General features: G+C 61.5%; 24 protein-coding genes, 1 tRNA gene and 1 pseudogene. 11 read left to right on the top strand and 15 right to left on the bottom strand.

The annotated features are described in order from the left end of the window. Window position 1: 1 nt before the first annotated feature. The 5 genes from KUL25_RS08910 to KUL25_RS08890 form a co-directional block, all read right to left on the bottom strand. Window positions 2-991: a YihY/virulence factor BrkB family protein gene (locus tag KUL25_RS08910; RefSeq protein ID WP_257892620.1), complete on the bottom strand. Its 990-nt coding sequence runs from the start codon at window positions 989-991 to the stop codon at window positions 2-4. A 77-nt stretch (window positions 992-1068) separates the two neighbouring features. Further along, on the bottom strand, window positions 1069-1989 hold the full coding sequence (locus tag KUL25_RS08905) for a hypothetical protein (protein ID WP_257892619.1): 921 nt from the start codon (window positions 1987-1989) through the stop codon (window positions 1069-1071). Beyond that, window positions 1982-2383, bottom strand: coding sequence for a phage holin family protein (locus tag KUL25_RS08900; RefSeq protein ID WP_257892618.1), 402 nt, complete (start codon window positions 2381-2383; stop codon window positions 1982-1984). Before KUL25_RS08900 ends, KUL25_RS08905 begins: the two co-directional genes overlap by 8 nt. Continuing rightward, the gene (locus KUL25_RS08895) at window positions 2383-2829 is read right to left on the bottom strand and encodes a hypothetical protein (protein ID WP_257892617.1); all 447 of its coding nucleotides are present in this window, start codon (window positions 2827-2829) and stop codon (window positions 2383-2385) included. The genes KUL25_RS08900 and KUL25_RS08895 overlap by 1 nt, the downstream gene beginning before the upstream one ends. 109 nt (window positions 2830-2938) lie before the next feature. Further along, a complete protein-coding gene (locus KUL25_RS08890; RefSeq protein WP_257892616.1) occupies window positions 2939-3385 on the bottom strand; it encodes a DUF2383 domain-containing protein in 447 nt (148 codons plus the stop codon). A 356-nt stretch (window positions 3386-3741) separates the two neighbouring features. Between KUL25_RS08890 and KUL25_RS08885 the strand changes: the two genes are divergently transcribed. After that, a complete protein-coding gene (locus KUL25_RS08885) occupies window positions 3742-3888 on the top strand; it encodes a hypothetical protein (protein WP_257892615.1) in 147 nt (48 codons plus the stop codon). Window positions 3889-3897: 9 nt separating this feature from the next. Next, window positions 3898-4164, top strand: a complete 267-nt coding sequence (locus tag KUL25_RS08880; protein ID WP_345791019.1) for a SpoIIAA family protein — start codon at window positions 3898-3900, stop codon at window positions 4162-4164. A gap of 194 nt (window positions 4165-4358) precedes the next feature. Here KUL25_RS08880 and KUL25_RS08875 read toward each other — a convergent pair whose 3' ends face one another. From KUL25_RS08875 to KUL25_RS08845, 7 genes are all read right to left on the bottom strand, one after another. Next, on the bottom strand, window positions 4359-4565 hold the full coding sequence (locus KUL25_RS08875) for a hypothetical protein (protein WP_257892613.1): 207 nt from the start codon (window positions 4563-4565) through the stop codon (window positions 4359-4361). Window positions 4566-4701: 136 nt separating this feature from the next. After that, window positions 4702-6165 carry a UdgX family uracil-DNA binding protein gene (locus tag KUL25_RS08870; protein WP_427854412.1) on the bottom strand — a complete coding sequence of 488 codons (1464 nt, stop codon included), beginning with the start codon at window positions 6163-6165 and terminating at the stop codon, window positions 4702-4704. Window positions 6166-6173: 8 nt separating this feature from the next. After that, on the bottom strand, window positions 6174-7409 hold the full coding sequence (locus KUL25_RS08865; RefSeq protein ID WP_257892611.1) for a putative DNA modification/repair radical SAM protein: 1236 nt from the start codon (window positions 7407-7409) through the stop codon (window positions 6174-6176). 54 nt (window positions 7410-7463) lie between these two features. Continuing rightward, window positions 7464-8966: a phospholipase D-like domain-containing protein gene (locus KUL25_RS08860; protein ID WP_257892610.1), complete on the bottom strand. Its 1503-nt coding sequence runs from the start codon at window positions 8964-8966 to the stop codon at window positions 7464-7466. An 18-nt stretch (window positions 8967-8984) separates the two neighbouring features. Next, complete coding sequence (locus KUL25_RS08855; protein WP_257892609.1) at window positions 8985-10769, bottom strand: sensor histidine kinase; 1785 nt, start codon at window positions 10767-10769, stop codon at window positions 8985-8987. Next, window positions 10766-11314: an RNA polymerase sigma factor gene (locus KUL25_RS08850; protein ID WP_257892608.1), complete on the bottom strand. Its 549-nt coding sequence runs from the start codon at window positions 11312-11314 to the stop codon at window positions 10766-10768. The genes KUL25_RS08855 and KUL25_RS08850 overlap by 4 nt, the downstream gene beginning before the upstream one ends. Continuing rightward, on the bottom strand, window positions 11304-11462 hold the full coding sequence (locus tag KUL25_RS08845; protein ID WP_161489765.1) for a NepR family anti-sigma factor: 159 nt from the start codon (window positions 11460-11462) through the stop codon (window positions 11304-11306). The genes KUL25_RS08850 and KUL25_RS08845 overlap by 11 nt, the downstream gene beginning before the upstream one ends. A 93-nt stretch (window positions 11463-11555) precedes the next feature. On the opposite strand from KUL25_RS08845, the gene KUL25_RS08840 reads away from it, so the two are divergent. Next, window positions 11556-12374, top strand: a complete 819-nt coding sequence (locus tag KUL25_RS08840; RefSeq protein WP_257892607.1) for a response regulator — start codon at window positions 11556-11558, stop codon at window positions 12372-12374. 75 nt (window positions 12375-12449) lie between these two features. Here KUL25_RS08840 and KUL25_RS08835 read toward each other — a convergent pair whose 3' ends face one another. Next, window positions 12450-12947, bottom strand: a complete 498-nt coding sequence (locus KUL25_RS08835) for a Dps family protein (protein WP_257892606.1) — start codon at window positions 12945-12947, stop codon at window positions 12450-12452. A 111-nt stretch (window positions 12948-13058) separates the two neighbouring features. Here KUL25_RS08835 and KUL25_RS08830 point away from each other — a divergent pair, with 111 nt between their 5' ends. The 4 genes from KUL25_RS08830 to KUL25_RS08815 all read left to right on the top strand — a co-directional run bounded on the left by KUL25_RS08830 (window position 13059) and on the right by KUL25_RS08815 (window position 14543). Continuing rightward, window positions 13059-13859, top strand: a complete 801-nt coding sequence (locus KUL25_RS08830) for a formate/nitrite transporter family protein (protein ID WP_257892605.1) — start codon at window positions 13059-13061, stop codon at window positions 13857-13859. An 81-nt stretch (window positions 13860-13940) separates the two neighbouring features. Further along, window positions 13941-14117 (top strand): hypothetical protein, encoded by a 177-nt coding sequence (locus tag KUL25_RS08825; RefSeq protein WP_161489762.1) that lies wholly within the window; start codon window positions 13941-13943, stop codon window positions 14115-14117. Next, complete coding sequence (locus tag KUL25_RS08820) at window positions 14117-14329, top strand: hypervirulence associated TUDOR domain-containing protein (protein ID WP_257892604.1); 213 nt, start codon at window positions 14117-14119, stop codon at window positions 14327-14329. The genes KUL25_RS08825 and KUL25_RS08820 overlap by 1 nt, the downstream gene beginning before the upstream one ends. A 22-nt stretch (window positions 14330-14351) precedes the next feature. After that, entirely contained in the window at window positions 14352-14543 is a 192-nt protein-coding gene (locus tag KUL25_RS08815) for a PLDc N-terminal domain-containing protein (protein WP_068354749.1), read from the top strand. Between the two features lie 88 nt (window positions 14544-14631). Here KUL25_RS08815 and KUL25_RS08810 read toward each other — a convergent pair whose 3' ends face one another. After that, window positions 14632-15360, bottom strand: coding sequence for a Crp/Fnr family transcriptional regulator (locus tag KUL25_RS08810; RefSeq protein WP_257892603.1), 729 nt, complete (start codon window positions 15358-15360; stop codon window positions 14632-14634). 59 nt (window positions 15361-15419) lie between these two features. Between KUL25_RS08810 and KUL25_RS08805 the strand changes: the two genes are divergently transcribed. The 4 genes and pseudogenes from KUL25_RS08805 to KUL25_RS08790 form a co-directional block, all read left to right on the top strand. Continuing rightward, entirely contained in the window at window positions 15420-15812 is a 393-nt protein-coding gene (locus KUL25_RS08805; protein WP_257892602.1) for a hypothetical protein, read from the top strand. Window positions 15813-15875: 63 nt separating this feature from the next. Continuing rightward, complete coding sequence (locus KUL25_RS08800; protein ID WP_082916442.1) at window positions 15876-16046, top strand: DUF1328 domain-containing protein; 171 nt, start codon at window positions 15876-15878, stop codon at window positions 16044-16046. An 85-nt stretch (window positions 16047-16131) separates the two neighbouring features. Beyond that, window positions 16132-17466 carry an NADP-specific glutamate dehydrogenase gene (gdhA, locus tag KUL25_RS08795; protein WP_257892601.1) on the top strand — a complete coding sequence of 445 codons (1335 nt, stop codon included), beginning with the start codon at window positions 16132-16134 and terminating at the stop codon, window positions 17464-17466. Then, window positions 17463-18365 (top strand): annotated as a pseudogene (locus tag KUL25_RS08790) (thiamine pyrophosphate-binding protein); the annotation flags it as partial. The gene gdhA and the pseudogene KUL25_RS08790, both read left to right, overlap by 4 nt. Window positions 18366-18518: 153 nt before the next feature. On the opposite strand, the gene KUL25_RS08785 reads toward KUL25_RS08790, so the two are convergent. After that, window positions 18519-18593 (bottom strand) — tRNA-Glu (locus KUL25_RS08785). Between the last annotated feature and the right edge of the window lie 57 nt (window positions 18594-18650).

The raw sequence follows: 18650 nt of genomic DNA, 5'->3' as shown, positions 1-18650 counted from the left end.
CTTAGGCGGCGCCGCCGTTGTCCGGGCCTGCCTGGCAGATGTCGGCCTTGGTCGCCCCCCGGTCCCCCATGTCGCGCGGCGCCCCGGTCGTGCTGTCAGGTGCAACTTGCGCTTCCAGCTCTGCATCGATGACGGCCCCAAAAAGCACGGCCAGCGAGGAAATCCACAGCCACAACAGCAAGATCACCGCACCTGCCAGCGCGCCGAAAGTTTCGGAATAGGTGGCGAAGGTCTGGACGTAGATCGAGAAGACCAGCGAGGCCGCGATCCAGATCACCACGGCAGACACGCCGCCCGGCGCGACCCAACGCCACTTCGCAGGCCGCCGCGACGCGCCAAAGCGATAGAACACGGTAAAGGCCGCCGCCACCAGGGCGAACAGGACGGGCCAGCGCACGATGGAAACGATATCCTCCAGCCGCGATGGCAAGGGGAGCAAGGCGAAGGCCGCCGGTAGGACGGCCAGAAGCGTGATCGCGGTCAGGGAGGCGATGACCGCAAAGGCCGTCAGCGCAAAAATGGTAAGTTGCAGTCGTATGAAGCCACGCTCTTCCGTCTCGGCGTAAGCGATGTTGAGGCCGACCATGAGGTTGCTGACCCCCTTGCTGGCGGAAAAGATTGCAAGACCGATCCCGAAGATCGCCGCCAGGCTGAGGCCGCTGGAGGCGTTGTTTGAAAGCTCTGTCAACTGCCCCATGACGATTTCCTGCGCGGCGTCCGGCAGGGCTATCGCCAAGCTTTCGGAGGTTTCCGCCAGTTCGGCGGGCGAGATGAAGAGGCCCCTCAGCTCAACCAACGCCGTCAGGCCGGGAAACAGTGCCAGAAGCGCGTAAAAAGCCACCCCAGCGGCCACAAGCCCAAGGCGGTCTTCCTTGAACCGGCCGGCAATGCGTTTGGTGATTTGCCAATAACCCTTGAGCGTGATGTCAGTCGGTCGCCTTGCGGTGGCCCCGTAATGAGTTGCGGTATCGCGGTCAGACGTGGCGGACATGGTTGGCTTCCTCGGGTGATGGGGGGAAAGCAAAAGGGGCCCCCATTTTGTAGGGGCCCCCTTGCGTATATCGTGGTTCAGGCCTGAGCGGCAGCTTCGGCCTTGCCGTTGCGCGTCGCCCTCGTCTGGTCTTTTTCGGCGTTTTTGCTGCCGCCGGTCACGGCCTCTTTCACCTTGGCTTGTCCGTCCGCGATGAAGCCTGTCGCGGCCTCGGTCAACTTGGCGCGCTCTTCTTGCAGAACGCGGTCCGCTTCGTCGAACAGACGGTCACGTTGGCCGCCGACAATGCGATTTTCCGTCGAGGTGCGCGGCAGCATTGCGGCCAGCGCGGCCCCGGCGGCGAACGCGAGGGCGCCGACAAGCATGGGATTCTCATGGGCCGTCGTGCGCACGGTATCCGCAGCTTTGGCAGCCTCGATCCTGGCGCGCTCTTGTGCGGACATCGCGGCTTCGCGAGCGGCACGCACACGCTGTTTCGCGGCATCGGGCAGACCATCGAGGCCGTTTTCGATAGTCTCGCGCAAGCGGTCCATGCGCGTGGTGTCGCTGTCGGTCGGGGCGTGTTTGGGGTAGGTCATATCGTAATCTCCTTCCTGAGGGTTCAATGCCGCGTCGCGCTTCATCGCGCGGTCAGCGGCGGCGACCCGATCATCGAAGTCGCCAAGGGATGGATCGTTGACGTGTTCATCGCGAAGACCCGGCGAAGTCGGTTCCGAGCGTGTGTCGTATGCCACGCGCGGGGCGCTTGGGCGGGTTCCGACGGCAGCACTGATGGCAAGCCAGGCAAGGCCCGTGCCGGTCAAAGCGAGGGGCATCTTGTTGTGCCGCGCCACATCGACTGCGCCGCGCACCAGCTTGCCGCCGATAACCTGGGCGGTCTGGCTGGCTTGGGTCGCCATGCGGTCAGGCGTGAATTGTGACCCCAGAAGGCTCAGCTTCGAGCGGAGAGCTTCACGCTCCAAACGCAGTTCTTCCTCAAGCCTGTCGGCGTCAGGCATTGATCTGCTCCTTGATGACGTTGAAGTCGCGTTTCACGTTTTCGATGCTGCGCGACGGCGCGAGGCTTTCGGGCTTCAGGCCGCGCACGCCGATCGTGGCGAAAATCGCGGCAATCACCGCAAGGCCGCCGCCGACCACAAGGGCCGAGAGCCATACGGACCAGCCAGCCGCCACAAGCCCGGCAACACCGGCCCCGGCGAGCGTCACAAGGGCCACGAGAGCCAGAACGACGGCGCCGACCAGAAGGCCAAGCGCCACGCCGGCGCGGCCCAGGTTCTCGGACAACTCGGCCTTTGCCAGCGACGCCTCCTTCCGCAAGATGCGAACACCTTGCGAAAAGATGTCGCCGATCAGGGATGCGGCGGCCGAGGGGGAAAGACCTGGCTCGACCATTACGACTGCCCCCACTCGGCGCGTGCGCTTTGATCGGGCAGACGGTGTTGCGACACAGTGGCAGGCTCAGCCCGCTCGGACGCTTTCAGAGCGCGCGCGGCAAGGAAGCCCACTGCCGCCGAGCCGCCGAAAAAGACCAACGGATTGCGGCGCGCGAAATCGGCGACATCGTGTTGAATGCTCGACAGATCCGCCTCGCGCAGGGCGTGGGCGGCGGAGCTGAGGTTTTCAGCAATGTGATGCGCGGCCTCACGGGCGAAGGGGTTACCGTCGAAGGCCTCGCCAGCGCGGCGCATCTGCTCGGCCTCTTGCTCGGCGCGGTGGGCGGCGTTGTCCTTGACCGTTTCGCCGCTTGCCGACAGTTCGGCCTTGGCTGTGTCGGCAATGTCCTTGGCGGCGTCATTGACTGTTGCTTCGACGTCTTTCGTGCATTTACGATTTGTCATGTCAAGTCTCCTTCGGGTTGGCGTTGCGCAAGCCTTCATCGTGCACCGGAGGGGCTCCGGCGTCGAAAGTCATCGCAAGAGGTGGTTTGGTTTGGGTGAGCGTGGCGGCCTAGTCGCGCAGCGCGTCGACATGCGTGGCAAGGGCCGCGCGATGCTTCTCAATCAGGCTGCGTTGGGCCGGGTGCTTCTGAAGGTCGTTCAGCGCCGCGTCATAGGATGCGATGATGGTGTCTTCCCCGTCGATGATCTGCGGCAGGCCCGACGCGTCAAGCGTGCCGGTCCAGTCGCGAAGGGTGGCGACGGCCGTATGGACCGTTGCCATGTAAGACCCGGTATCCTTCGGATGCCCGCCCAAATGCTGCAGTTCGGCGAACAACTCGCGGAGGTGGCTCACGTGAAGTGCGCGAAGCAGTTGAACGAACGGCTTCAAATCATCTTCCGCGCGGTCAATCATCGTGACGTAGCCTTCGGTGACGTCTTTGACATCGGTCGCGACGGCGGAAAGCACGTCCACGGGGCGCGTGTCGGTGGGGGTGACGTGTTGATGGGCTTGCATAGCGACTTCTCCATCATGGATCAGAATTGACGTTTCTTGCCAACTCAACATGTGACAGCGCATTTGGTTCCAATCGTATCGTTCAACTTCGTGAGGCGTGAGGTCCTGCCCCAACTCACATCCGAAAGACGCCACGTTCCCGCCAATCGCGCATCTCGCCTTGTGTTGGGCTTTCTCGTGCCCGCTCAAACGCCCCGGCTGTTGTCCTTCTCGATGTCTATCCACCTGACATCGCCGCTTCTTTTACGCGTTCGCGACTACATCCCGCGCAGCACTTCGCGAAGCGCCTTGGCGCGTCTGGAACCTCTGCCTGGGCGACGCGTTATCTTGATGACCTACTAGTAAGGAGGTTTCAGATGACACAATTGCCTCATGACCCGATCGAACAAATTCCGACCACATCGCCGACGGCGTACGCGTTTCGCATTACCTGCCGCGTGGACGACGACGCATCCGAGGCCTTGGCCAAATTCATGCTCAAGGCGTTCGATAAGCACGACTAAAAGGTCGATATCCTGCTTGATATGACGCCATTCACCGGTAGCGACTGGGATGCAATGTTCGACAGCGATGACATCGCCTCTCGGTTTCGAGCCTTGTCGGAAGTTCGCCACTATGCCGTGATCGGCGCGCCCGACAGAGCCGCTAAAATGATCGGCTGGATGGACAAGGTTATCGCGGTGAAGGCCAAGGAATTTGATACCAGCGAACGCGCAAAGGCTTGGGCCTTCATCGGCGCGTCCGAGGCGGACACCGCATCCCGCATCAGGAGCGCCTGAAAAAGGTGAACGCCTGAAAACACCCTGCCCAAGCACATCGGTTTGAGAGGTTCGTCGCTGCCACGCCGCTGCGATCTACGAGTGACAAGCGCCCGCGCCGGAACATGACATTCGCGCGGGTGTTTGTGTCGTTCTTCGCGCAGGGACAAGGTCGGCTCCCTGTTAACGCCCCAAGCATTTTTCCGATTTGTGGATCAGCCATCGTCTGACACCGCGCGTTTGAGGGCATCGGCGATCTGGGTGTCATCGTCTGACTCTGTGACGGCTTTCTCGATCTTATCTGACGCTTGCGTGTCGCCATCGGCATGGTCGGGGTCCTCCGCGTCACCAGGTTGGTCTTTCAGGTCGTGGTGCAACTCAGAATTCTTGAGGTCGGGGTGCTTGACTGTCGGCTGGGTCATGGGCTGAAGCGCTCCTTGGTTGATGAATGGCACACCGAGATTGGCGCGCCTTCTCCATCACAACGCACAGATGCCCCATTCCGTTCCCGGCTTCGATGCGCGTGAGGTGACCGTTGGACACGACTGTCAGGAAGGCCTAGGCACGGCGCTCCGCGCCTTCAATGCAGCGCTTGCTTTCGCGCTCTGCGCCTTCCGCAAACCGTAAAGCGGCTTCCAGGTCCTGTTTGAACCACGCCAAGCCTTCGGCCTTCTTGTCGGCGTCCGGAATACGCAACAGGTAGGACGGATGCACGGTGATCAGGACTGGAGTTCCCCCCGTCGTTTCTACCACCTTGCCGCGCCGCGTCAGAAGATCCTTGCCATTCCCGGTCAGCGCCTCTGCCGCCACGGCGCCCATGGCGAGGATCAGTTTCGGCGCAACGCACGTCACCTCAGCATCAAGCCACCACCGGCAATGGGATATCTCGTCTGAGTTGGGGCGCTGGTGCAGGCGGCGCTTGCCGCGTGGCGTGAATTTGAAGTGTTTGACCGCATTGGTGATGTAGGCACGCGACCGGTCGAGGCCCACCGACATCGCCATCTCATCGAACAGACGCCCGGCGGGACCAACGAAGGGTTGGCCTGCAAGGTCCTCTTGATCGCCCGGCTGTTCGCCTACGATCATCAGCGCCGCGTCGCGGGGGCCCGCGCCGGGCACCGCTTGGGTCGCATCGCGGTGGAGGGGGCAGCGCGTGCAACCGCGCAAGGCCGCGACGAACGCGTCGTCTGAGCCGTCCCACGTCGACACGAACCGCTTGAATTGCGATTGCGCCGACGCCGCCCGCCGGGGGGCGAGCGTGGGGGCGGAGGCCGCCATGGTGCGTGCACGAGCCGGCGCGCCCGCGATCAGATCCGGGATCGCGGCGGCCTCGGGCAGGTTCTTCCAGTATTTCTTGGGCATTTCCGATTGCATCGCCTGAACTTTCAGGCGCGCGGGATTGAAGATGTTCTGGAAGTACGTGATCCACAGCGCCTCGCTTGCATCGTCGGGGAGCTGCGGGTTCGGCTGGTCCTCAAGAAACCTCAACGTGCCATCATCGAACACCGCGGAAATGTCCGGGGTGATGATGCGCCAGTCCATGTCGGCAAAGCGGCGCACGAAAAACTGGGCTGTGGGCTCGACCGTGTGGTGGGTCGGCTCGAACCACGCGGCAAAGGACCGTCGCGGGGCCGCCGGATCGCCGATCTCGCGGAACCGCACGAAAGCTTTCATCTTGTGCTGGCAGCGGCGGACGCTTTTCTCCATCGCGCGTAGCCGGGCCAGATCTGCATCGCCCCTGTCAGACATCAGATGGGGCGCGTCCCGCAGCCGCCACAAGAACGCATAGAGCCGCGCGAAGCGGGCCGGGTCGCTGTGCCACACGACACGGTCGGCCATGTCGATGAAGGCGCGCGGCACGGTGATCTTGCCTGCTGGGGGGAGGGCGGCCTGTTCGTCGAAAAGCCCCCGTTCGGTCGTCGTGTCGCCCCATGCGATCTGATCCGGCGGTGTGCCGGCCACCATATGCGCGCGTGCCGCGTCGCGCCAGGCCTCTGCCGTCCCGATCCGGGGTAGGGTCATGATCCGGCTCATAGCAGTGTCAGCTGCTCGGGCGGTGGCGCAAAACGGGCGCGCAGGGCCTCACTGTCAAGCAGGCCGCCGGGGGTCCACCCCAGTGCCGTCACGAACGGGCGCGCCTTTTTCATCAATGCCCCCATACGCGCGATATCGTCGTAGCGAAGGTTGCGATGGCGTCGGGTGCTCAGGATGCGTTTGACCGTTTTCACGCCAAACCCCGGCACTCGAAGCAGCATCTCGCGGCTGGCGGCGTTCACATCCACCGGAAACACCGCGCGGTTAGCCAGCGCCCAGGCCAGCTTGGGGTCCACCTCCAGATCCAGATTGCCATCCGGCGCGACTGAGGTGATTTCATCAAGCTGGAAGTCATAAAAGCGCAGCAACCAGTCGGCCTGGTACAGCCGATGCTCGCGCTGCAAGGGCGGGCGGATCAGCGGCAGTTTGGCAGAGCTGTCGGGGATCGGCGAGAACGCGGAATAGTAGACACGCTTCAACTTGTAGCTGGAATATAGCCGCGTCGATTGGCCCAGAACCGTGGCGTCATTCGACCCATCGGCGCCAATGATCATCTGCGTGGACTGACCGGCTGGCGCAAAACGTGGTGGGCGTTTGCCGGTGAAGGACCGCTCTGCCGCGCCCTCCTTGTGCATGCGCACGTTGGCCATCGCCTGGCGGATCTGCGCGGGTTTCTTTTCAGGCGCGTAATGGGCGACCGCTGCGTCCGTTGGCAATTCCACGTTGATCGACAGCCGATCCGCCAGTAGCCCGGCTTCCGCGATCAATTCGGGTGCCGCGTCGGGAATGGTCTTGAGGTGGATGTACCCGCGAAAGTTCTCTTCCTGCCGCAGGCGACGCGCGATCTGCACCATGTCCGACATCGTCGCATCCGGTGAGCGGATCACGCCCGAGGACAGAAACAGCCCTTCGATGTAGTTGCGCCGGTAAAACTCAATCGTCAGCTTCACGACCTCGTCGATGCTGAACCGCGCCCGTTCCACATTCGACGACACGCGGTTCACGCAGTAGGCGCAATCGTAGATGCAGAAATTCGTCATCAGGATCTTCAGAAGGCTGATGCAGCGGCCATCGGGCGCATAGGCGTGGCAGATGCCGGACCCCTCGTTCGAGCCGAGCCCCTTGCCATCGCGAGAGTCGCGTCGGGTCGATCCCGACGAGGCGCAGGATGCATCATATTTGGCCGCATCGCTGAGCACGGCGAGTTTTTCAGAAAGGGAACGCTTTGCCATTTGTTCACCTTATGTTCCAGGCGACGCCGGAGCAACAAGATAGATTAATCGTGGCTAGACCATTGCGTCAGGCACACCCGGCAGATCGGAGGCAAGCTCTGCGTGGCGATCGGTATCGTAGGGCAGCAACAGGTGTTGCCGGTCCGGCGGCGCGAGCGCTGCATTCTTGCACAGCAGGGCGTTGATCGAGGCAATGAATGCGGGTGGGTTGCCAAAAGGGTCGGCGGGAACATGAGCCCCAAGCCAATGGTCGAACACGCGCGGCCAGAGGGGTTTCACCATCGCGGGATCAGTCAAATGAATCCCCGCTTCCGTATCCCAATGCATGCTGCGCCCGTTCAGGTTTGCAGAAGATATGATCGCGGCGTCGGTGCCGAACAAGGATAATTTGGAATGCACATAGATCAACGGCGCGCCGCTGATTGTCGCGGCGTCAGGTGTCGTTTCGCCCGCATGCTCGGGCTTCGCCGGGGCCGCGATGGCAAGCCGCTCGCCCAGTCCGTCGGCCAGAATGCGCAGGGCTTTCGTTTGTTTTTCGGCCCCGAATTGAGCATCCTCACTGGAATTGCCATTGAAGGCGACATCCTCGGGCGCGGCTGGCAGGACCAACAGCACGGCGATATCATCGCAGCGCTTTGCTGCGGCCGCCAATGCCTTGGCCAAGGGGGCGTGGCGGAAGAACTGCGTTTCAAGATAGATGAGGCCCCGCGCGCGTTCGATCTCGGCCAAATGCGCGTCCTCCACCTCGGACACCAGTGGCTTCGGGCCGATGTGCAGCAGGTTGCGCGGGCGCTTGCCCGACAGCGTCCGCAAGAACCCGGGCGCTTGCGGCGGCGCATCCATGCGCGCATCGGTGACGTCGAGAAAGGATCTGAGGTGATGCTCGGCCGCCGCCACGACCGGGCCGCGCACGATGGCTTGGATATCGGCCCAGGTTTGCTCGGACCCTCTCTCGTGATCATTGGTGTCATAGCGGCGATCGTTAAGGTCCAAGCCGCCGATATAGAGCGTCTGCCCGTCGATCACGGCCAGTTTTTGATGATGGGTGGCAGGCACCAATGGCAGATCATCTCCGGGTGACAGATCTTCCAGCCCCGGCGTCAGCGCGTCGGCATCGCTGTCCTTCAAGGTGTCGGTGGTCTTCTTGCTCAGGATTTGCCGCGGGACAAACCCGACGCGGGCCGGGTGCATGGCGATGCGAAACGACAGGGCCGCGCCTTCTGACAGCTCGTTCGCGGCCGCCATCTGGCGCGCGCTCGTCCATGATCGCCGATGATCGTCGGTCGCGACAATCGGATCGAAGTCGGTCACGGTGATCTCGAAGCGAACCCCTTGATTCAGCATATGCAGCACAAGGTCGAACCAGGTCTGCCCGATCCGGCGGGCGGCGTCGCTGCGCAGCTTCGTCGTCAGGTCGAAGACCCGAAAGCTTGCGATGACCTCGGTATGGGCGGACAGGCAGAGTTGTTCGAAGGCGGGATAGGCGTCCTCTGCATTGAAGCAGACCTGACACTCCGTGATTGCCGGCGTGTCCTCGGCCGTCTGATTGTCTTGCATCGAATACTCCTGCCGGGATCAGCTGGAAATGGCGCGGCTTGCGCGGGGGGCGGCATCTGCTTCGCGAGCTTGTTCAATCTTGCGTTTTGCGGGCCCGTCGTTGTGGGTCTTGAATGTTACTGTGACACGATATTCCGTATCGCTGTGAGTGATATCCATCTCGCCCATCAATTGAGCGGCAAATGCCTCGATCAATTTTGCGCCCAGGCCGGTTCCTTCGGTCGCGAGGTCGGTTTGCAATCGTGTCCCCACGGTATTGGCGATTGACAGGCGGACAAGCTGATTTTCATCCACATCCAACCGGATCTCCAGCTGGGGCGCGCCATCGGTCGGCTTTCCAAGGTATTTTGCGGCATTGGTCAGCGTTTCCGTGACCAGCAGGGCAAGGGGAACGGTCTGGTCGGGGTCCAGCATCAACGGCTCAAGATGGGTTTCGATCTTTACCCCCGCGCCGGGCTTGATCCCGATCGCGAGCGTTGCCTGAATGACCTCTTCCAGCAGCCGGTCCGCCTGCGCGGTGGAAACGGTGTCGCCGGAATAGAGCATCTTGTGGATCGACGACAGGTTCATCACCCGGTCCTGCACCCGCTTGAGAACATTCTTGGACGGCCCCTCCGGGATCGCGCGCATCTGCATGTTGAGGATTGAGGCGATCAGCTGGAGGTTGTTTTTCACACGGTGGTGCACTTCGCGCAGCAACAGCTCTTTCTCGGTGATCGTCTCTTGCAGATCGCGGCCATCGGCAAGGATGCGATCCACCATTCTGTTGTAGGTGTTCGCAATATCGTTGATTTCCGCCGGTGCATTGTCGAGGGCCGAATAGGAATCCTTGGGTTCATCCAGAGAGAACGAGCGCATGCTTGCGCGCAACCGCTTGAGGTGCCGAAGCACCAGCCGATCAACAGCAAGCATCGCCACGGCAAGGGTCGCGGCCCACATCAGAAGCGGGAACACGGGCGCGGCGCGGGCCAGAAGCGGCTCCATCGCGGCGCGTGAGCCCGGTTGCCAGATGCCGGCAACAAACACGCGATCTTCCAGTAACGGGACGACGGTGACCAACCGGTCGTCGCCATCCACCGCCGTTGCCGTAAAGGCCGCACCGGTGGCGGGCATATCCATCGTGGAGGGGGTGATCCCAAGTCGATTGAACAATAAGAGATCGTCCGCGCTTCCCTCGGCGGTCAGGATGCGCCCGTCTTCATCCAGCAACGCCAACGCCACGTCCTGTGTGCCCGCGCTAAGCAAGGCGTCCGTCAGCCGAACGGGGATCGATATCGACGCAGCCCCAAGCAACGTCGCGGTGCCGCTTTCGTAGACCGGCACGCTGATGATGATCACCGGCAGACCCGTTACCGCGCCGCTATGATTGATCTCGATCAGATCGCGCGGCTCTGCCAAGAAACTTTGCCAATTGGCATACCCACTGAAATCCACCGCCTCTGACCCGGACGAGCAGCGCATCATGCCATCTGCGGCGATGAACCCGGCAAACGAATAAATCGTGTTGCTGACAACCATATCGCTCATGATGTCGGAGCACGCCTGTTCATCGTCACCGAGGTTGGCGGCGGCCATCCCCAGCGCGTCAGCCACGCCGTATGTCCGCCTGAGGACACCGCCTTCCGCGCTTGCAGCCTGAACGGTACGGGCCAGAAAATCCCGCTGCTCCAAGGACCGCGCTTCTTCGATCACGGTGATGGTTTGCAGCACGGCAATGACCCCAAGGGGCAGGACCGCAAGGCTAAGCATGATGACAAGGCGCGCCCTGAGGGATTGTACAGCCGAGCGTAGTGACGTGATCATGCCGCCGGTCGACCCGTCACCACGGCAGCCGTCGCCGCGTCCGTCATCTCCATGGCCTCGTTTTCGTCCAGGTGCAGAAGTTCGGCCAAGCGCTTGCGGCCACGGTTCGCGCGGCTCTTGATCGTGCCCACGGCGCAGTCGCACATGTCGGCCGCCTCTTCGTAAGAAAAGCCGGTCGCACCGACCAACAACAGGGCCTCGCGCTGTTCATCGGGCAACTGCGCGAAGGCGGCCGCGAAATCCATCATGGCAAGACGGCCATCATGGGCTGGTTTTTCCGACAAATGTGCAGCCATGTCGCCGTCGATGTCCTCGACTTCGCGGCTGCGCTTGCGGCGCAGCGAATAGAAGGTGTTGCGCAGGATCGTGAACAGCCATGCGCGCATGTTCGTTCCCGCCTGAAACTTGTCGATGTTCGACCAGGCCTTCACGACGGTGTCCTGCACCAAATCGTCCGCCGCCGAGGCGTTGCGTGTCAACGAGCGTGCGAAAGCGCGCAACGCACCCAGATGCTCGACGATTTCGTCGCGTGGGTCATTTGTCATCGGAGTCATCCTGACCCTTGGAGCGCAATTGCGCGATGAGATCAGTGAAGCGGTCGGGCAAGGGTTCATGGAGCGCATCGTCGTAGACGCGCTTGAGATTCTCATCGATCTGCTTGTCGATGTTCTTCTTTTGTGGGTTTGATGGCATCGGGTTCTTCTTCAACGAAAAAAATGTGTCTGAGTTGGGAACTTTCGAGTTCCAGGTTAGTTCCATACCAAATGCAAATAAAGGAGACGCACGATGGACCCTAAGGACCTTTCGCAACAATTGGCACAGGAGTTGCCGTTCCTGCGTCGCTATGCGCGGGCTCTGACGGGCGGGCAGGGGACTGGCGATCGCTATGCGGTCGCGACCTTGGAAGCGATCGTGGCCGACCCCGGCATCATCGATGCAGCCGCCAGTGCCCGCGTCGGCTTGTTCCAGACGTTCCACGGCATCTGGATCAGTGCCGGAGCACCGGTGCCCGATGCTGATGACGAAAGCCTGGACCTTTTGGAGGGGCGCGCGCAATCGCGGCTCAAGCAACTGACGCCCAACACGCGTGAGGCGTTGTTGCTGCATTCGATCGAGGGCTTCGGCTTCGATGCGATCTCGCAGATCATGCAGTTGCCGCAAAGTGAGGTGGAACAACTCTATGCCCTCGCGATGGCTGATATGGGCCAGATGGTCACCGGCGACATCCTGATCATCGAAGATGAAGCGATCATCTCGATGGATCTTCAGTCGATCGTCACGGACATGGGGCACAACGTCACCGCCATCGCCCGGACCCGCGATGACGCCATTGCCAAGGGCAAGGCGAAGGTGCCGGATCTTATCCTGGCGGATATCCAGTTGGCGGATAGATCCTCTGGCATCGATGCGGTCAATGCGCTGTTGCGTGAACTTGGTGATCGTCCGGTCATTTTCATCACCGCCTTCCCTGAGCAGCTTCTGACCGGCGAGCGGCCAGAGCCCGCGTTCCTGATCAGCAAGCCCTACGCGGAAGAACAGGTGCGCGCCGCCGTCAGCCAAGCCATGTTCTTCGCCACGACCGAGCAGATGCAAGTCCCGGCCTGAGACCGCTTCAACCGATAGGAAAACGCCCCGACCGCAAGGCCGGGGCGTTTTTCGTTCATCCATAAGTTCATCCTGTCAGGACGCGATCAACGCCCGCAACATCCAGGCCGCTTCTTCGTGAAACGCCGAACGTTCGGTCGCCAGATCCTCGGTCACGGGATCACGGCGGCCTTCCGTCAGCTCGATCAAGGCATGGAGGCGGTTCGCGAGTTTCTCATGGTCGTTGGCAAGATCGCTGATCATGTCGCCAGCAGAGGGTGTGACATCCAGGTCGGTAACGCGCGAGCGCTCCATGATGTCCGCCATCTTCATCGGTGCCAATTGTCCCAGGGAACGGATCCGCTCGGCCAACTCATCAGCCGCCGCGAACATGTTCTCGTATTGCCCCTCGGTCAGTTTGTGGACTGAATAGAACAGTGGGCCCGTCACGTTCCAATGATAGGCGTGGGTCTTGAACGTCAGCCGATAGGTGTCGGCCAGAACGTTCGCCAAGCCGTTCGCGATGCCCTCGACGTCGCGAACACCGGTTTTGACGGTGTCTGGGTCGGGCACGATATTGAGCGTGTTGGTCATGGTAGATCTCCTTTCGACACACTCAACCGCTCCGCCCCGGTGAAGTTCCCGCCTTTTTGGAGGGAACTCTTTGCGTCCACCCACGTTGAGGCCTGCATCACGGAGGGTCCCATGCGCGAAGAAGAAGCCATTGACGAGGCAACGTCTCTGTCATCCAAACTTGTCTACGAGGTTATCCGCCGTGAGGGGGAGGAAGAGCTGTCGCGACCCGCGAAATCTCTCATCTATTCGGGCATCGCGGCGGGCATCCTGATCTCATTCTCGGTCATCGGGGAAGCGATCCTGCGCACCTATCTGCCCGATACGCCCTCACGTTACCTGATCGAGAACCTCGGCTATAGCTTCGGCTTTCTGCTGGTCATCATGGGCCGGATGCAGTTGTTCACCGAAAACACGATCACCACCATCCTGCCCCTTGCCGCCGAGCGCAGCATGAGCTGTCTGGTGGCTGTCGTGCAGCTTTGGGTCATTGTGTTAGTGGCCAATGTTGTTGGTGCCGCGGTTGCAGCCGCCTTCATCGTTTTCGGCGGCGCGCTTGCCCCTGAAATCGTGACGACGATCAACGACCTGTCTTATCACGCCACCGGCTTTCCGCCGCTGGAGGGGTTCATGCGCGCAATTCCTGCGGGCATCCTCGTGGCGGCCATCGTGTGGATGCTCCCCAGCCAAAGTGGCAGTGAACTATTGTTGATCGTGCTGTTCACATGGCTCATCGCGGCGGGTGATTTCACCCATATCATCGCCGGCTCGGTCGAGATGTGGGTGCTTTTGTTGCAAGGCGACCTGGTGCTTGGCCAGGCCCTCTTCTCGTTCTTCTTGCCCGTCCTGACAGGCAACATCGTCGGCGGAACGCTTGTCTTCGCGCTGCTGGCCTGGGGTCAGGTGAAATCAGAGGTCGAGGAGGAAGCATAAGCGGCATCGCTTCAAGGTTTGCAACAAGCTGTGGAACCAAACCACGCGAGGTCGCGTTTACCCTCGGAAAGGAGAACAAACATGTCCGCACCAGATACCAACGTCGAAAAGCAAGCCCGTCGCCACAAGGGGTCCTTCTGGGGCCTCGCGATTGCGCTTTTCGTCGCCGCAATCGTGGCATTCTACTTCCTCGGTTGGACCAACGTCCCGGATGAAGAGCAGGCCGCACCGGCAACGGTCGTGCCCGCAACCGACTGATGGCATTCAGCGTCGGCGACAGCGTCGCTTGGGAGTGGGGCGAGGGCACCGCAGAGGGCAAAATCACCGAGCGCTTCACCGAAAAGGTAACGCGCACGATCAGCGGCACAGAGGTGACGCGCAACGCCAGCAGCCAAGAGCCCGCGTTTCTGATCGAGCAAGAGGACGGAAGCCGCGTCCTGAAATCACGTACGGAATTGAAGGCGGCTTGAGCCGCGCGAAAGGAGCAATACAATGCTGGAAGTAACTGGAATTGGCGGCATCATCCTGTTGGGCTTGGCCATTTGGGCCATCGTCTCGATCATCGGATCGAATGCATCAACGGGGAAAAAGGTGCTTTGGTGCCTGCTCGTGCTGGTGCTGCCGCTGTTGGGCTTCATCCTGTGGTTCTTCCTGGGGCCGCGATCGAGCCAGATGAACGCGTGATCCACAGACGAGTTCGAAGATAAATCCAATGACAAGCCCGGCCTGATTGGCCGGGCTTTTTCGTGTCCGATCAGTAGACATCATGATTTCAGATCAACGGCCGCCGCGCAGGTTGTTCGACTTCAAGGGGGCTCATTGTGCTTAGCTGGTCGCGATCCATGATGCTCAGGGTTCCATCTTGCACCGAAAGGATCTGCTTGTCGCGCAGCTTCATCAGCGTCTTGTTGGTATGCACAAGCGACAACCCAAGCGCGTCGGCCAAGTCCTGCTGGCGATAGGGAAACGGACAGCGGGCGCCTTTGGCCAATCCCAAGGCTTCGCATCGCGTCATGAAGCGCAACAGGCCCCAGCCAATCCTTTGCAGGGCGGTCATCTGGCCGACCGAGGTCAACGCGTCGCCCAGAAAATGCTCTTCAACCGATGCGCTCCACGTCAGGTCAAAGGCGCGCTCCGGTTCGGTCTTGAACAGGTTCCACAATTCGGATCGGTTGAAGACACACAGAACCATGGGGGTCGTTGCCTCGACCGAGTGCTTCATCTCGCCCATGACACCAGCCTGAAGGCCCAGAAAGTCGCCGGGCATCACGAAATTCACAACCTGCCGGTCCCCCTCGGGCAGCAACTTGTAGCGTAAGCCCATCCCCTTCAGGACGGTGAACAATTGCGGGCTGTTGGACCCTTCCATCAGCAGTGTCGTGCCCGCGTCGACCTTCAACTCGCCGGACTTGAACCGCCGCATGAAGGTCACGCCGTCGGGCGTCAGGTCCTCGAAGAGATCCAGTTTTCGCAATGGACAGTTCGCGCAATCAACAACCATTTTTCCCCGCGTCAGCTATGTCACAGTTTAATGCACCGACGTTTTCGCCGGGTTAGTGAATGAAACGTGCACGCTGCGCGAATGTTCCGAAACCGACTGAAAGCGCCATGGATCGATCTGCCAAGACCACCGTGGCGCCCTGTCTGGTGATCCACGACAGCCCCATTTTTGCACAGGATTTGTTGGAAATCCTAGAGTCCTGTTGCGCGGGCGACGTCGCTGTCGCGCGCGACGTCTCCCAGATCACAATCACGCCTGTCCGCGTCGTGATCATGACGCATGAGGCGTTCTTGTCGATGCCAAAAGACCGCATCGCGCAGTGGCGCGCCCTGGATGTGCCGATCCTGGTACTTGATGGAGCGCCCTGCGACGACCCCGGCATAGGCATGGTCCAACAGCCCTTCCGACGCGAAGACATCACGGCGGCCTTGGGCGACTTGGGCATTTTCTGATCCTTTCTGGAACCAAGCCCCAAGTCGGGCGTTGGAAATGCATACCAGAAAAGGAGAGAACCAATGCTCAGATGGGCTATCGCATTCCTCGTCGTCGCACTGATCGCGGCTGTTTTCGGCTTTGGCGGCATCGCCAGCGCCTCTGCCGGGATCGCTCAGGTGCTGTTCTTCATCTTCATCGCCTTGTTCGTGATCGCCATGGTCGCGCGCGCCATTCGTGGCACGACATCCTGACACCGCACCGGTGTCGAAAAAGGGCGGCTTGCTCCTGACCTCGTGGAGCAAACCGCCCTTTTCTTGTGAAAAAAAAGGAAAATTCATGGGACGCGAAGCGCTTCTTGAAGGATTCATGGACCGGGTGGTGGAACTGGCGCCTGATCAACCCGAATTTCAGCAGGCCGTAGCCCACGTCGCACGCGACGTGATCACGATAGAAAAGGCCCATGCCGGCTACGCCCGCGCCAAGGTGCTGGAGCGGCTGGCCGAACCTGATCGTATCATCGGCTTCCGCGTGACCTGGCTGGACGACGAAAACGAGGTGCAAGTGAACCGCGGCTGGCGCGTGCAATATTGCGACGCCATTGGGCCCTACAAGGGCGGTCTGCGGTTTCACCCCTCCGTCAACCAATCGGTGCTGAAGTTTCTGGGCTTTGAGCAGACCTTCAAGAACGCGCTGACGGGCCTGCCGCTGGGGGGCGGCGAGGGCGGGTCGGATTTCGACCCTTCGAGCCACTCAGAGGCGGAAATCATGCGTTTTTGTCAGGCCTTCATGCGCGAGCTTGCTCCCTACATCGGGCCCGACCGTGATATTCCGGCCGGGGACATCAATGTTGGCACCCGCGAGATTGGCTGGCTTTTCGCGGCCTACAAGGCCCATGCGCGCGAGTTCGCCGGTGCCCTGACCGGCAAGGGCCAAAGCTTTGGCGGGTCAGCCATGCGCGTGGAGGCGACGGGTTATGGCTTGATTTATTTCGTCGAAGCGATGCTGGCCGAACAAAGCGCTGATCTGCAAGGCGCACGCGTCGCGATTTCCGGCAAGGGCAATGTCGCCACCCATGCCGCCGAGAAAGCATTGGCACGCGGGGCGCGCGTCGTCACGCTGTCCGATACCTCCGGCACGCTTTTGGCAGAAGACGGGATGACGCAAGATCTGATCGATTGGGTGCGCGCGCGCAAAGCGGCGGGTGAAGACATCGCAAGCCCGCCGGGTCAGACGCGCTTCGTCGACGGGGCCGTGCCGTGGGAACATGAGGTAGATATCGCACTGCCCTGCGCCACCCAGAACGAGCTTGATGCGGAAATGGCTCAACGGCTGGTCGATGGCAGCACCAAGATCGTGGCAGAGGGGGCCAACATGCCCCTGACCGATGGTGCGCGCGAAGTGATCGAACAAGCCGCGATGCTGCACGCGCCGGGAAAGGCGTCGAATGCCGGGGGCGTCGCCGTCTCGGGCCTTGAGATGAGCCAGAACAGCCACCGACGGTTCGACCGTGTGGCAGAGGTGGACGCGGATCTGAAGCAGATCATGTGCGACATCCACAAGCGCGTCGCCGACGAGGGGCGCGACGGCAATCGCATCGACTACAGCCGGGGCGCGAATATCGCGGGTTTCCGCAAGGCGGCCGACGCGATCAGCGCAATGGGTGCGATATGACCGGGGCTGAGCTGTTCGTGCGCTGCCTAGAGGAAGGCGGCGTCGATACGGTCTATGCCTTGCCCGGGGAAGAGACTACCGATCTGATGGAGGCCTTGGGGGCATCCGATATCGACATCGTGCTGTGCCGCCACGAACAGGCGGCTGCGTTCATGGCATCGGTCCACGGTCGGTTGACGGGTCGCCCGGCGGCCTGCCTTGCGACGCTGGGGCCGGGGGCTACCAATCTTGTCACTGGCGTAGCCGATGCCCAGTTGGACCATGCGCCGCTTCTGGCGATCACCGGACAGGGCGCGCGGTCGCGCATCGGGCAGGGGCAGGACAGCCACCAGATCATTGATCTTGAGCGTCTGTTCGCCCCGGTCACCAAGTTGTCGCGCAACTTGCGTACAGCGCAGGAAATTCCGGGCGCCGTGGCAGAAGCCTTGCACACGGCCACCCAACCGCGCCCCGGTGCCGTGCATCTGAGTTTGCCGGAGGATCTGGCGGCCGAGGAAACTGACGGCACGCCGGTGCCCGCCACGCTCGCCACTCAACCCGGCCCAAGCGCGGAGGCCATGGCCGAAGTCGCCAAGCAACTGGCCGCCGCCAAATGCCCGATCGTGTTGGGCGGGGCCGGGGTGCTGCGTGCAGGTGCATCAGACCCTTTGCGCGCGTTCCTGGAAGAAACCGGACTGCCGCTGGCCACCAGTTTCATGTCAGCGGGCATTCTTCCCGCAGATCACCCTCAGAACCTCGGTGCATTCGGATTGCCGACGCACGACCATGTCGACGACGCGATTGCGGCGGCGGACATGATCCTGACGGTGGGTCTGGACCCAGTAGAATACCCGTTGGGCAAGTTGACGAAACACGGGCAAACGCCCGCGCTGTCAATTGCAGAGGTCAGTCTGCCGCGCGATGCAGGTTGGCACCTTCAGGCTGAAGTGGTGGGCGACGTGGCTGTCACGTCGCAGCAATTGGAAACCACGTTGTCAGCACAACGGTTGGCACTGCCCGAAGCAGCCATTACAGCGCGCGACGCCCTGCGCACTGATCGGGCCGCAGCCGCCTGGCAGCCCGTAGGGGAATCGAACCCCTCTTTCCAGGTTGAAAACCTGGCGTCCTAACCGATAGACGAACGGGCCGCAGTTGGCGGTAGCGCGTCTTTAGAAAATGCGGGCGGGGGGTTCAAGGGGATTCTT

Source organism: Gymnodinialimonas phycosphaerae (assembly GCF_019195455.1).
GTDB lineage: Bacteria > Pseudomonadota > Alphaproteobacteria > Rhodobacterales > Rhodobacteraceae > Gymnodinialimonas > Gymnodinialimonas phycosphaerae.
The sequence above is the reverse complement of the archived record's forward strand: the minus strand, read 5'-3'. Positions and strand labels throughout refer to the sequence as shown.

Bases quoted from the DNA above. Each gene is read 5' to 3' on its own strand.
- KUL25_RS08910 (WP_257892620.1), bottom strand. From the start codon at position 991: ATGTCCGCCACGTCTGACCGCGATACCGCAACTCATTACGGGGCCACC.
- KUL25_RS08905 (WP_257892619.1), bottom strand. From the start codon at position 1,989: ATGCCTGACGCCGACAGGCTTGAGGAAGAACTGCGTTTGGAGCGTGAA.
- KUL25_RS08900 (WP_257892618.1), bottom strand. From the start codon at position 2,383: ATGGTCGAGCCAGGTCTTTCCCCCTCGGCCGCCGCATCCCTGATCGGC.
- KUL25_RS08895 (WP_257892617.1), bottom strand. From the start codon at position 2,829: ATGACAAATCGTAAATGCACGAAAGACGTCGAAGCAACAGTCAATGAC.
- KUL25_RS08890 (WP_257892616.1), bottom strand. From the start codon at position 3,385: ATGCAAGCCCATCAACACGTCACCCCCACCGACACGCGCCCCGTGGAC.
- KUL25_RS08885 (WP_257892615.1), top strand. From the start codon at position 3,742: ATGACACAATTGCCTCATGACCCGATCGAACAAATTCCGACCACATCG.
- KUL25_RS08875 (WP_257892613.1), bottom strand. From the start codon at position 4,565: ATGACCCAGCCGACAGTCAAGCACCCCGACCTCAAGAATTCTGAGTTG.
- KUL25_RS08870 (WP_427854412.1), bottom strand. From the start codon at position 6,165: ATGACCCTACCCCGGATCGGGACGGCAGAGGCCTGGCGCGACGCGGCA.
- KUL25_RS08865 (WP_257892611.1), bottom strand. From the start codon at position 7,409: ATGGCAAAGCGTTCCCTTTCTGAAAAACTCGCCGTGCTCAGCGATGCG.
- KUL25_RS08860 (WP_257892610.1), bottom strand. From the start codon at position 8,966: ATGCAAGACAATCAGACGGCCGAGGACACGCCGGCAATCACGGAGTGT.
- KUL25_RS08855 (WP_257892609.1), bottom strand. From the start codon at position 10,769: ATGATCACGTCACTACGCTCGGCTGTACAATCCCTCAGGGCGCGCCTT.
- KUL25_RS08850 (WP_257892608.1), bottom strand. From the start codon at position 11,314: ATGACAAATGACCCACGCGACGAAATCGTCGAGCATCTGGGTGCGTTG.
- KUL25_RS08845 (WP_161489765.1), bottom strand. From the start codon at position 11,462: ATGCCATCAAACCCACAAAAGAAGAACATCGACAAGCAGATCGATGAG.
- KUL25_RS08840 (WP_257892607.1), top strand. From the start codon at position 11,556: ATGGACCCTAAGGACCTTTCGCAACAATTGGCACAGGAGTTGCCGTTC.
- KUL25_RS08835 (WP_257892606.1), bottom strand. From the start codon at position 12,947: ATGACCAACACGCTCAATATCGTGCCCGACCCAGACACCGTCAAAACC.
- KUL25_RS08830 (WP_257892605.1), top strand. From the start codon at position 13,059: ATGCGCGAAGAAGAAGCCATTGACGAGGCAACGTCTCTGTCATCCAAA.
- KUL25_RS08825 (WP_161489762.1), top strand. From the start codon at position 13,941: ATGTCCGCACCAGATACCAACGTCGAAAAGCAAGCCCGTCGCCACAAG.
- KUL25_RS08820 (WP_257892604.1), top strand. From the start codon at position 14,117: ATGGCATTCAGCGTCGGCGACAGCGTCGCTTGGGAGTGGGGCGAGGGC.
- KUL25_RS08815 (WP_068354749.1), top strand. From the start codon at position 14,352: ATGCTGGAAGTAACTGGAATTGGCGGCATCATCCTGTTGGGCTTGGCC.
- KUL25_RS08810 (WP_257892603.1), bottom strand. From the start codon at position 15,360: ATGGTTGTTGATTGCGCGAACTGTCCATTGCGAAAACTGGATCTCTTC.
- KUL25_RS08805 (WP_257892602.1), top strand. From the start codon at position 15,420: ATGAAACGTGCACGCTGCGCGAATGTTCCGAAACCGACTGAAAGCGCC.
- KUL25_RS08800 (WP_082916442.1), top strand. From the start codon at position 15,876: ATGCTCAGATGGGCTATCGCATTCCTCGTCGTCGCACTGATCGCGGCT.
- gdhA (WP_257892601.1), top strand. From the start codon at position 16,132: ATGGGACGCGAAGCGCTTCTTGAAGGATTCATGGACCGGGTGGTGGAA.